The 12,198-nt window shown below is 40.0% G+C and carries 13 protein-coding genes and 1 riboswitch; of the genes, 5 read left to right on the top strand and 8 right to left on the bottom strand.

Annotated features, from left to right (window positions below):
- The first annotated feature begins 1 nt into the window (after position 1).
- The 3 genes from ku to F1379_RS16630 all read left to right on the top strand — a co-directional run bounded on the left by ku (position 2) and on the right by F1379_RS16630 (position 2,552).
- On the top strand, positions 2-823 hold the full coding sequence (gene ku / locus F1379_RS16620; RefSeq protein ID WP_150271782.1) for a non-homologous end joining protein Ku: 822 nt from the start codon (positions 2-4) through the stop codon (positions 821-823).
- Positions 824-1,454: 631 nt separating this feature from the next.
- A complete protein-coding gene (locus F1379_RS16625; protein WP_239004704.1) occupies positions 1,455-1,844 on the top strand; it encodes a NusG domain II-containing protein in 390 nt (129 codons plus the stop codon).
- 138 nt (positions 1,845-1,982) lie between these two features.
- A complete protein-coding gene (locus tag F1379_RS16630) occupies positions 1,983-2,552 on the top strand; it encodes a TVP38/TMEM64 family protein (RefSeq protein WP_150271784.1) in 570 nt (189 codons plus the stop codon).
- A gap of 195 nt (positions 2,553-2,747) precedes the next feature.
- Here F1379_RS16630 and F1379_RS16635 read toward each other — a convergent pair whose 3' ends face one another.
- The 8 genes from F1379_RS16635 to F1379_RS16670 all read right to left on the bottom strand — a co-directional run bounded on the left by F1379_RS16635 (position 2,748) and on the right by F1379_RS16670 (position 10,503).
- Positions 2,748-3,218, bottom strand: coding sequence for a C40 family peptidase (locus tag F1379_RS16635; RefSeq protein ID WP_054940739.1), 471 nt, complete (start codon positions 3,216-3,218; stop codon positions 2,748-2,750).
- A gap of 4 nt (positions 3,219-3,222) precedes the next feature.
- Positions 3,223-3,357, bottom strand: a riboswitch (cyclic di-AMP (ydaO/yuaA leader).
- Between the two features lie 270 nt (positions 3,358-3,627).
- Entirely contained in the window at positions 3,628-5,853 is a 2,226-nt protein-coding gene (locus tag F1379_RS16640) for an AAA family ATPase (RefSeq protein WP_150271787.1), read from the bottom strand.
- Positions 5,854-6,029: 176 nt separating this feature from the next.
- Positions 6,030-6,599, bottom strand: coding sequence for a YdhK family protein (locus F1379_RS16645; RefSeq protein WP_150271789.1), 570 nt, complete (start codon positions 6,597-6,599; stop codon positions 6,030-6,032).
- Positions 6,600-6,710: 111 nt separating this feature from the next.
- Complete coding sequence (locus F1379_RS16650; RefSeq protein WP_150271791.1) at positions 6,711-7,313, bottom strand: class I SAM-dependent methyltransferase; 603 nt, start codon at positions 7,311-7,313, stop codon at positions 6,711-6,713.
- A gap of 101 nt (positions 7,314-7,414) precedes the next feature.
- Positions 7,415-7,747 (bottom strand): four-helix bundle copper-binding protein, encoded by a 333-nt coding sequence (locus tag F1379_RS16655; protein ID WP_150271793.1) that lies wholly within the window; start codon positions 7,745-7,747, stop codon positions 7,415-7,417.
- 342 nt (positions 7,748-8,089) lie between these two features.
- On the bottom strand, positions 8,090-9,475 hold the full coding sequence (locus F1379_RS16660; protein ID WP_090714450.1) for a sensor histidine kinase: 1,386 nt from the start codon (positions 9,473-9,475) through the stop codon (positions 8,090-8,092).
- Positions 9,465-10,181, bottom strand: coding sequence for a response regulator transcription factor (locus F1379_RS16665; RefSeq protein ID WP_068723296.1), 717 nt, complete (start codon positions 10,179-10,181; stop codon positions 9,465-9,467). Before F1379_RS16665 ends, F1379_RS16660 begins: the two co-directional genes overlap by 11 nt.
- Positions 10,182-10,311: 130 nt before the next feature.
- Positions 10,312-10,503, bottom strand: coding sequence for a DUF2933 domain-containing protein (locus tag F1379_RS16670; protein WP_150271795.1), 192 nt, complete (start codon positions 10,501-10,503; stop codon positions 10,312-10,314).
- Positions 10,504-10,773: 270 nt separating this feature from the next.
- Here F1379_RS16670 and F1379_RS16675 point away from each other — a divergent pair, with 270 nt between their 5' ends.
- Together F1379_RS16675 and F1379_RS16680 are read left to right on the top strand one after the other, a co-directional pair.
- Positions 10,774-11,037 carry a hypothetical protein gene (locus F1379_RS16675; RefSeq protein WP_150271797.1) on the top strand — a complete coding sequence of 88 codons (264 nt, stop codon included), beginning with the start codon at positions 10,774-10,776 and terminating at the stop codon, positions 11,035-11,037.
- 24 nt (positions 11,038-11,061) lie between these two features.
- Complete coding sequence (locus F1379_RS16680; protein ID WP_068723300.1) at positions 11,062-12,195, top strand: ParM/StbA family protein; 1,134 nt, start codon at positions 11,062-11,064, stop codon at positions 12,193-12,195.
- Positions 12,196-12,198: the final 3 nt, after the last annotated feature.

The raw sequence follows: 12,198 nt of genomic DNA on the forward strand, positions 1-12,198 counted from the left end.
TATGCATACCATATGGAAGGGGGCCATCAGCTTTGGGCTCGTACATGTACCCGTCAAACTCTATGCGGCAACCGAAGAGAAAGAGATTGCTCTTCAATTGCTTCATCGTAATTGTCATGGATCAATTAAAAATCAGAGGTTTTGTCCCTCTTGTGGCACTTCTGTAGAACAGGAGGCAATTATCAAGGGCTTTCCAATTGATACAAATCAGTATGTAACTTTTGAAAAAGAAGAATTGGATAAAATTCAAGAAGAATCCAGCAAAAGGATTAGCATCATTGATTTTATCAAAGAGGATCAGATTGACCTGATGTTTACTCAGAAAGCTTATTTCCTTGGTCCGGATACCCATGGAAGTAATGCTTACTTCTTATTTCTAAAGGCTCTTGAGACTTCTAAACGATTGGCAATAGGCAAACTTACTCTTCGCTCAAATACGAAACTATGTGTAATGAAACCTCTTAATGGGAATTGCATTCAACTGGCCACCATGCACTACGCTAATGAGATTAGACCGATCACTAATGTCCCAAACTTATCAAACAGTACTTCTATTGATGAAAACCAACTGAATCTGGCCTTGCAGATAGTTAAGGGGATGTCAGGTAAATCGGATATAGCCTCTCTCTCCAATCCTGAACAAGAAAGACTTCAAGCAGCCATACAGTCTAAGATTGCTGGTCAACAGATCATCTTTAAACCAACACAAGAAGCTGAAGTAGTTATTGATTTACTGGAGGCGCTTCAGAAAAGTGTTAAGATGAGTAAGAGCAAATCAAAGCCAAGACAAGTTGCTCAGAATAGTGAAGAAAAGTTGGGATAAAACGAAAAGAGCTCCTTAGCTGAAGGCGCTCTTTTTTGATTGCTTTACCAGTAATATGTGTTGAAAGGAAATAAAGTATTAGACTCGACGCCGCGATCAGCAGCTCCGGTTACACCGGCCAGCGGCAGCGCATGCTTCAGCTCGCGTTCCTGGTTCTCCGGAAGTTCCTCGCGCCGTGATCACCAGCTCTGGTTCGCCGGCCAGCGGCAGCGCATGCTTCAGCTTGTGCTCCTGCTTCTTCGGAAGCGCCGGGCGCCGGGGGATCGTCAGCTCCAGTTACACCGGCCAGCTGCTTCACATGCTTCAGCTCGTACTCCTGGTTTTTCGGAAGCGCCCGGGCGCAGCAATTGGCAACCGGCTACATCGGCCAGTAGCAGTGCATTCTTCAGTCTAATACTTTCTGGTCTGATTCTTTTTGGACACCCTCTTGATGTCTCAGTCTACTTTTTATTTTTTGTGCCTGACAATTTTCATTAAGAAGGCCTCATAGAATCAACAACTCCGGTCTTATACTTTATTTTCTTCGCACAATAAGAAAAACACGGTTTTCTGATTTTTTAAATACCTCCACATAATTTACACACTATTTTCAGATACTATGAGACTATCTGTTAAGCTGGAGATGAACAAGATGATGAAGAAAATTGGCATTAAGAAAGCGGATTTAATTCTTATCACATGTATTTTGCTAATAGCCCTGACTCTTTTAGGAGTAGAGTTGCTTAGAAAGGACCAGCCCAGTACCGGTACTTATGCAAGTATACGTATAGATAATAAACTATATAAAGAGGTAGAACTCACGGATGAGCCCCAAATTATCAAGATTCAAACAAAAAGAGGATACGATATACTCAAAGTTCATGATAGAGGGATCGAAGTAATTGAATCGGACTGCCCGCAAAAAATCTGTTTTAGCTTTGGTTTAATATCAAGACCAAGACAATCTATCATTTGCCTACCTCTGCGAATGATTGTTGAAGTGAAGCCTAATTCAACTGATGATATAGATGCGATCCTATAACTTTCTTAAATAAAAAACGAACTATTCCATAAGCACATATATTGGGCTAAACGTAGAATCAGAGATCTATGTTTAGCTTTTTATTTACCTGTTATAATGAGCTCAGGTTATCTCAAATAAAAAAGGAACGGATTTTGTATGACTACGCACATCGTTGAATTGTTAGGTGAAAGTGGTTATTTCGCCATTATCTTAAGTCTGGTTTTAAATATATTAATAAGCATTTTTGCATTCATCCCTAGTGTATTTCTCACAGGAGCTAACATCACCTTGTTCGGTTTTCTCAACGGAATGATGATTTCCTTTTTCGGAGAAGTGCTCGGGGCAATTGTTAGCTTTGTTCTCTATCGCAGGGGGTTCTTGTCCTTAATACGAGGTATAAAAAATGAGAATAAATATTTGAAGAGACTTCAACAAACTTCTGGTTATGAAGCATTCTTTCTTATTCTTGCTTTAAGAATACTCCCGTTTATCCCTTCAGGATTGGTTAATATATCGAGTTCCGTTAGTCGTGTTAGCTGGGTCACTTTTGGATTAGCAACTATGCTTGGAAAGCTGCCAGCTCTGGTTATAGAGGCTTATTCTATTCAGCAATTGCTGATTCTCAGCAAGGAATATCTCAGTGTGGCTTTGATTTTAGTAAGTATCGTACTCATTCTAATCATCTTCACGGTTAATAAAAGAAGACACACTAAGTACAGGGACTAATAAATTATTAGTTAACAACGCTGAGATAGCCCTTTTTATACTTATCATGAGAATCCTTCGCATGTACCTTATCCTACTTCCAATAAAAATAATCCTCAAACAAGCTTAACTGAATTAGAACAGCCTATTCAAATAAAAAGATCGCCTCTCTAATTAGAGGCGATCTTCATTACTCCACATGTAGAAAACTTTCTATTAACGGCTCACCATTTCAGAATAGCTGTTTTCACTGACTACACGGCGAGCTGTTACATATCGCTCCTTATAATACGCCTCTGACAAGCTGCTGATTCTTACGCCCTTACTGCTGGAAGAGTGAGCGAACTTGTTATCGCCTACGTAAATGCCCGCATGCGAAATTCCAGAACCAAATGTGTTAAAAAAGACGAGGTCACCCTCACGTAAATCATCTTTGGCTACAGGAATGCCAGTTTTAGCCTGCGATTGAGAAGTGCGCGGAAGGTCATCTACATTGAACTTCTTAAGTACATATAGAATAAATCCGGAACAATCAAAGCCTGAAGTTGTAGTTCCTCCATATAGATAAGGGGTTCCTACGACCCGATTCACAACACTGTCCAATGTTACCTCGCTAGCATATGTACCTGGTGCTGCAGAAGCAAAAATAAATGAGGCTGCCAACATGGATACGATGACTTTCTTCAGAAACTTGTTCTCCCTTCAATGCCTACGGAGTTAGCTGAGGATTCGGTTAAAGGTTCCCTATATTCCCTTTCGTGCAAGAATAATTCACCCAAAAAATGGTTCCCCCGTTTTCAACGCTGAAATTCGGCAACTTATTAATATTTTGTAACTATTAACACTTTAATAGATAGTAGGCTACCTGTCAATCCTTCTAAAAATTTAACTATTAACGTATTTTCTACATACTTTCTTCATTGTTTCTCCATATTTTTGCTTTATAATAACCAGTCATTATCATTCTATGTCTGAAACAATAGTAACGTTTTTGTAATATATTTCAATATCTTTGGTGTATATAAAAAGACGAGTAGTTACTTCCTACTCGTCTTCTAATCCCATATATGTCGTTCGATTGATATTACGTTTTCGATTACGATACCTGTGTTTGTTCCAAAGCCGATCCCAGTGATTCTTCAATTCCCATCATCATTTTATAATGGGCATGATGATGTGTAACCACGAATATCTTTTCAAATACCCGTAAGTACTTACTGACTGTATCCATCGGGTGCTCGATATACAAATCATCTCCTGCAAAGTGAGAACCATCATTGGCCCAGGAGATTAAGGATTTACATATGACCTTCTCATCCTCGTCGAATTTATCAATAATGTCCTGATCGCTGTAATTACCATAGATTTTAAAATAATTTTCAATGATTCTACGAATCAAATTCTGAACGGTGATGGAAGAGCTGTGATTGGCTGACTTTAATTCCTGCCACATTAACTCATACGAGCTTTTAATCGGGTTGCTGTTATACGGGGTTGATTCGGTTACATCATTCCATTTTCGGATAATCCAAAATGTCTCATCCGCCATCCTAGCGCCATTTTTGGGCCGGTTTTTTGAAAACGTAATTTCCTTGTGAAAATAGACATTATGCGTTAGAAGAAACAATTGAATGATATTGCTTTCTTCGTTGCGTATATCTTCTATAAGTTTGGAAATCAAATTGCTTACGATAAACAATACGTTACTGTCCAAGCTTGAAATTGGGTCATCAATCACAACAACTTTATTCTCAGTAATTAAATCACTGTTATTGCTACCATTTAATAAGTGCATAAAATAAAGAAAGGTAACAAACGTTTTCTCGCCTTCACTTAACGTTTGATTAACGTCCTCACCATTTGAGCGGATTAACCGATAATTCCCTTGACTTTGTGTATGAGCGAATTTGAAATTAGTAAAATGATAGGCCCTCAGTAACCGATTCATTTCGTTTACAGAGGGGATTACACTCGTAATCTGAGCCTCCAGCCTGTGAATTTCGGATTCCAATGCGACTCTTTCATTCTTCTTTTGGGCTAATGTTACAGTAAGGTTGTCGATTGCTCGTCCTGTTCTATAATCTATACGAACATATTTCTCATGATTTTGCTGATTCTCGCTCCAGATAAAATCCCAAATCTGGGTTATCAATTTATTCCCTTCATCCACTCGGTTCTCTATAAAAGTATTATGCTGCTGAATTTGTTCATTCGCTCGTACGATTTCTTCATTGATCACATCGACGAAAGCAGCAATAGTTAACAATTCGACTGGATGACTGGGATGAGTTTGCTTCTGCTTGAACAAGTCCAAATTATGTGCATTTTTCGAAAGGATCAGTTCATATTGTTGCGAAATGAGATCGAGATTCAAATATGTATTTTTCTTGTCGGTCAATAATAACTCTTGCACTTGATTTTCAAGATAATGATAACACTGTTTATAGTGTTCAACTTGATCTTGTAGTTCAATCATCTCTTTTTCGTAATGTTCATTAAAGTAATCATTGAGTTTTTCGGTAAATCCCTCAGGAAGTTGTTGTTGGCAAAAGGGGCACACTCCTTCCGCTTCAGAAACATGTGTATGTCCTTGTTTAACCCAGTCACTAATCGCTAGCTTGGATATAAGAACAGCAATATCGACTTCCTGTTTACCGATAATAGGGGTCTGAAAAATCCGGTGATTGCATACTGCAGACAGATGCTCTATTTTAATCTTTTCAAGAAGGGGTAGCTTCTCATTTGAACCATTAAACAATTTCTGTACACGCGCTTGGAGGTCTGCTAGAGCACATATTAGTCCGCCTGTCGGTGCTTGCTTACATCTTTTCATAAAGTTTATTCTATTGTTTCTTAAACCCGAAAAGGCCACTGAAAAGATATCGTCATATTTCCGCTTTAATTTCCAACAATCGTCGGTAAACTCATCTTCGTTTTGTTTAGACTCTTTTTGTTTGACCTCTAGATTAGAACTTAACCGACGAATTTCCTCAACTACTTTATCAACTAAGTCTTTTTTGTCCCGGATGGTTTGTTTAATCTCTGTTGATTCTCTTCCCAAAGTAAAGATACCTTTGATATCTGATTCTTGGTGGAAATTTTCCTCGACAAACTTTTGGTTATACACCACTGTTTTTAATGGCTGGGAAACCCAGGATATCCTACTATCAGCATAAAGTTCAATTTGTTTAAGAACATTAGATAAGGTTGTTTTCCCGCTGCCATTCGAGCCGTAAAAATAGTTAATTTTTTTCAGGTCACTGTAAAGTACACCCTCACTACTATAGGTAGCCACATTTCTAACGGCAATCTCCCTAATCATACTTTGATCCCCCTTGTAATGCTATTCCCCTGTATTCCTCATGTCTTTTGCGGAAAATCTAATACTATTATATCATTCATCCATTGATTCCATCGGTAATTTGCGTCAATTTTTGCAAGATTCCTCTATTATTAAAAAAGAAAGCAGCCCCTGGAGGCTGCTTTTATCATCTTCGTTTACTTCGCCTTTAACTCATCACCGGTTACCCATTTGTGATTTCTCACTGGCTCTCCGCCTGTTGTCGGGGTATAGTCAACCATGTATACGGTTGTTTGCTCACCTGTATCTACAGTTGCGGTAGCCCCCTTCATACCAGGCATATGATCAACGTTAAGCACCACTTCTGTGCCAGGCACATAAAGCTGGTCTCCTGCATCTTTTAAATCTTGCTGAATAACCCATTTATGGTTGGTAACCGGATCTCCTCCGGTAGTGGGTGTATACGATACCGCGTAGACATTAGTGTCATAAGCCCCTACAATGGTTGCGGTAGCCCCCTTCATCCCGGCCATGTGTCCCTCGGTAATAATGACTTGATCGCCGACCTTATACTCCGGATTAGCGGCTTCTTTTAATCCTTCAGGCACTTCACTTGTCATATTCTCATGTTCCATCTCTGAATGATTCATGCTGGATGCAGCGTTATTGGGTGTATTGGACGCTTCATTTCCGTTATTTGCGGTATTTCCACAGCCACTGATGACGACCACCAGCGCTGTAGCTAAAATGAACAAACCTTTTTTCATATCAATAACACTCCTTCATAGGTAAATTGTGAAATTTATGCAGACTAACGCGTATGCATTATCGTCTCCAACGAAACAGATTTCATACCATTGACGTGGGAAGTCGGTTGATTACGGTCTCAAGAGCAATCGTCTTACAATGGTTGTACATAAAAGCTCGCTTTTTTGTATGATCAGGCCGGCAGATTCCACATTCTTTAACGTATACCGGTTAATGTTGGCCCCGCTGATACGAACTGTTAGGGGATTAAGCAGATCCATTAATGTTCCAACCATCGGCTGCTCACTCCTCATGTGTTCTAACAGCCTGATCTCCCCTTCTTTATTACACACTCGCTTCATTTCTCTCATGCCCTGAACCGGATCGGGGACAGAACAAAACACACAAGTCGCTACTATGTAGTCGAATGTCTGATCTTCAAAAGTTAAATTTTGAGCATCCATCTCCATTAAAGTAACGTCGATATTCAGTTCCTTTGCACGTTGTTCGGCATATTGTAGCATCTTTGGGCTAAAATCAATCCCGGTTAAGCGAACAGTGGGTGGATAATAGGAAAGATTAGCACCTGTTCCTATGCCTACCTCGAGTACATTCCCACGTAGGCCGCTTAACAGTTCTTTGCGCCAACTCCTCATCATTTTTCCATCCACACGATGAAAAAGCGGAGCTATTCGGTCATATCGTCTCTTAATAGTTTGAGTGTCCCTACCCATCCATACTCTCCTTATACCCTTTCCTGTTCCTTTTGACATCAGATGAGCAAGGGAAACATAACTACCTTGCTCATCTGATTCATTTAAAGTCAAACGTTAAGTTAAGCGATCATCTTACGGCAAACCTCCGCACATCGGAAACAGACCTCAGCACATTTCTGACAATGAGCCGAATGATGGTGTTTACTGCATTCATTACCACATCGTTCACAAGCATCAGCACACAGTCTGCACAGCTCCGTGGAATAGGTGCTGTGTTGAGTCAAGGCCTGAGCAGTAAAGGCACAAATATCCGCACACTCTCGGTCGAGACGGATGCAATCCTTCATCATATCAACGGATTCTTCCCCCAAACAAGATTTGTAGCAGTAATTGCAAGCCTGCATACAACGTAGACATTCATCAATGCACTCCTGTAACTGTTCTTGTGTCATGAAATAATATTCTCCTTTCGGTGTTTGAATGAGGTGTAGCTATCTTCAATTAACCTGAAAGTATGAAGATTTAATGTGGTTTTTGTGAAAAAATTGAGTTTTGCAAATTAGCGAATAAAAAATCTTTGTCTCAATGTTTTTTTCGAGCTTTATAAATCCCTAAGGAAATGAAACTTAATAACCCGATAAAAACAAAACAAGTTACCAATTTTATGATCCCACTTGCTTGTATTATGGGACTTTGAAAGGATACCGCGGATATCGTCATGCAACTTATACCCATTCCGATCAAAAGAACAGCAATTAGCCATTCCACCTTTTTCATTAGCCTGCCTCCTAACGTCATGGCTGCTGATAAAACTGAATTTCAAAGCGTGTGCCTTTGTCTACTTCACTTGTTACTGTAATTTGCCCGCCCTGCAGTTCAACCAGTTTTTTCACTATGGACAGTCCTAAGCCCGTTCCTCCATATTGGCGTGATCTAGACTTTTCTACACGATAAAAGCGTTCAAAAATGTATGGGATTTCGTCTTTTGGAATACCAATCCCTGAATCCTCCACGACCAGGAGAAAAGCACTGCTGGTATATGAGAGAGAGACGTTAATTTCGCCTTTTTCGGTATAACGGACTGCATTCTCCAAAAGATTAAGGATTATTTGCTCCATCCGCTTTTTATCTCCGCGAATCTTTTTCATCATACCGTTTTCCTTGTATTTCAGGCTAAGGCTTTTTTCTCTTGCCTTGAGCTCCACTTTTCGCACCGCCTGCTGCGTTAAATCAGACATATTCACCCAGTCTAGCTCAAGATTAATCTTCCCTTCTTCCATTTTCGATAAATCAAAAAGGTCCTCAACTAAGTGCTGCAAACGTAACGCTTCGTCATGAATGATTCCCAGATACTTGTTTTTCTCCTCTACGGTTTCATAAAGTTCCTGTTGGAGAACCTGAGAGTAGCCTTCCAAATAGGTGATCGGTGTCCGGAGTTCATGAGAAATATTAGCGAAAAACTCTTGCCTTGTATCCCGATATCGCTGAAGATCCACAGCAAGATCGTTGATTGCATGCGCCAAGCTGCCCATTTCATCATTGCTGTTAATATCAAGACGTGTTTCCAAGTCCCCTGCAGCGATCTTCCGTGTGGCCTGTTGCATTTTAAGTAAAGGCCGGGATAAATACTGGGCTATTATCCATGTAATACCGAGAGCCAATAAAAAAGCGCCAATCCCTGACAAGATCAAAAGATTACGGACCGCAAGTAATGACTGTTCCATTTTCTCGGTGGAAGACATGACATAAAGGGCGGAGGCCGCTACGTCTTTCACATAGATTGGTTGTCCGGAAACAAAGTAACGAATTCCGGAAGGTTCGGTATATAAGAAATTGACTTTCTTTCCTGCAAAGATTCTTTCCAGATCCGAGCTTCGAATTATCTTTCGATCGGAAGAGTCATGCGTTCCTGAGTGTAGAATTACCTCACTATTGGCATTGACGTTAAAAATACTGACGTTCGAGAATTCTGCAAAAGTTTTCATCATTTCACCAGAAGTACTATCCGATTGGGCCATGACCGCAAAATGAGAACCCAATTCCTCATTCTCCGTACGCATCCGATCGATATAAAAACTTGTGAATAAACGGTCTATAGTAAAGCCCAGAAACACCAATACGATTAGAAACACCGTGATAATAACAAATCCTAATTTTAAGCCGATACGGTTATTTTTCATTGGCATCTCCCGGAACATAAAACTTATAGCCAACCCCCCATACCGTTTGGATCGGGTTATATTTCAAGCCGGCCAAATGCATCTTTTCTCTGATGTTTTTGATATGCGTATCGACGACTCTGAACTCACCTTCAAAATCATAGCCCCATAGCCGTTCCACTAATTCTTCTCTTGTAAATGCTTTTTGGATATTCTGCGCAAAAGACACCAATAAATCGAATTCCTTTTGAGTAAATTCTACATATTCATCACAAATCCGGACTTCACGGGCTTCAGGTATGATTACAAGATCTGGATAATGAAGCATGCGCGACGGTTGAGGAATTACCTCCTGGTTCATCACTGATCTACGAATCAGCGAGAAAATTCGAGCCAGTAATTCTTCTGAATCGAATGGCTTGGTCAAGTAATCATCCGCTCCGATACCCAAACCTTTTATCTTATCTTTAGTCTCAGTTCGCGCTGACAGGAATAATACCGGCGTTTTCACAAGTTCTCTGATACGCTTACAGATTTGCCAACCATCCATATCGGGCAACATAACATCTAGAATAATGACATCAAAGGAATGGGCTTGGACCAGCGCCAAGGCTTCTTGCCCCGTGGATGCTTCTTTAATCGCAAAACCTTCTTTCATTAAATAAATCCGCAGCAAATTTCTCATATTCCATTCATCATCTACAATTAATACCTGGAGTTTCGACACTGAACATTCACCTCAAATTTATCTGTTTTTTTAATATTACAAAATTAATGTGTTGAAAATGTGTAGATGTGTGAACGGTTCAACATTAGAATGCCGTAAGCGACACTCGCTTACGGCATATTCTGTCCATCTATTTTTTAAAACTCTGCAGTTCTTTGCTAATTCGCTCATTTTCAGCTTTCAGATCGACCAACTGGTCATGCAGGCTTTCAGCTGCAACACGATGATTTGGGGAGCCGTGAGAGTGTCCCCCTTTCTTTGTAAACATCATAACAATCATCATGACAGGACATACCAGCACGAGTAATGTAGACCATTCCATTTGAAATCCTCCTATGAAAGTTCCTTTAATTTATATTTTTATTTTAAAGTTTGAGTATGTGGAATGTATGTTGAAAGCATGCGTGAATCGTGAACTTTTCTATTTTACAGAAAAAACGATAAGCAATTGAAGAAGTGAAATCTTCTTCATATCTACATCATTTCAACATATTTTTATGGCATAATTTACCTAAATCTGATAAAAACTTGTGCCAAAGGGAGTGAGTTGTATGCTGATGGTTAAACGGATCGTACTAAAGGAGATGGTCATTTGAACTTGAACGCCTTTTTTTCGGAACTCCTTCTTCTGTGTCTCCTTTTGCTCATTCTATTGACAGCTATTGTGGTATTCATGGGAATAGCCCGATTATTTACATTAACCACTTTCTCCACAACTTCACCTATTTTAACTGAAGACCAGCCCATTCAACCACAGCAACACTCCAATGAGGGACTAAAAGACAATCCTATTACTCAAGCGTATGTAAAGCGTCATTTTTTTAATGATCAAAACGATTTGAAAACCAATCGCTAAAGGTACATAAGGAGGAAAACAACGATGGTTATCCGGCAAGCAGCAGTGGATATCGGCAATGACTCATTAAAAGCTTACTTCGAAAAATTAGAGAACGAGCTCCTTATTCCCAACGTTATCGCCGAAATCGGTCTTTCCCGAAACATAGTGGAGCTTGAGAAACACCCATTGGATGGGCTTCATGTTGAGATCATTTCTGACGCATTGAAACGGGGACAAGGTGTTTATGCGGTAGGTCATCTCGCCGGCGGTTATGATCATAACGACGAATTGACTACGATTAGTGATAAATCAGAAGCCGACCAGCCCATTGTAATGTTGTTAACCGCGTTAGCTTATGATGCTGCAATGGCTTCTCCAAATCAAAATGGCGTTACTGAAGTGACTTATTATTTATCCACGGGACTTCCACTAAGTGAAGCAAAACGTGGTAAACGCAAGCTTTTCAAACAAAAACTGAAATCGGGTACTCATGAGGTCCGTTTCCATATTACGCCGACCATTGGTGGTAGAACAATACGCATTCATTTTGAAGAAGTACTGGTCAATATTGAAGGACATGTTGCTTTGATTGATTTAACGACTCATGATGACGGTTCGGTTCGCAATGAAGAACTCACTCATATGAACGTATTAATTAACGATATTGGCGGACTATCGACTGATGCGGCAATCATTTTAGAGGATGGAGCAGTAGACAATATCCATTCGGACGGAATCAAAGAAGGAGTCTCTCCTTATTTGGATGAAATCATGGATCGCGTATACACAGAAACGGGGTACCGTTTCATAAATCGTCAGCAGCTCATTGAAGTCATAACCACTGAGAATGAAGAAGAACGGTATCACGTTTGGTTTCGAGGTAAACGTACCGGTATTCAGTCCATTGTCGATGAAGTGCTGATGAAAATCGCTCGTGAGGAGTATAAACTGATCCGGAGCACGTGGAACAAGGTCCCCAGTATTCGAGTTTCGTATCAAATTGGCGGTGGATCTTTGCTTTTAAGACCGTACATCGAGAGAATCAACGAGCTTGAGGAAGATTATCCGCTGCGGTTTGTCAGTACAAAAGATTCAATTTGGATGATCGCTAGAGCGTATTTCAAATTACTGAAAGTGTACCTGAAAGTTAAGAATGAGCAATACACCGCCAATTAGGGA

Origin of the sequence: Paenibacillus tepidiphilus, assembly GCF_008635795.1 — a bacterium.
GTDB classification, from domain to species: Bacteria; Bacillota; Bacilli; order Paenibacillales; family Paenibacillaceae; genus Paenibacillus_AQ; species Paenibacillus_AQ tepidiphilus.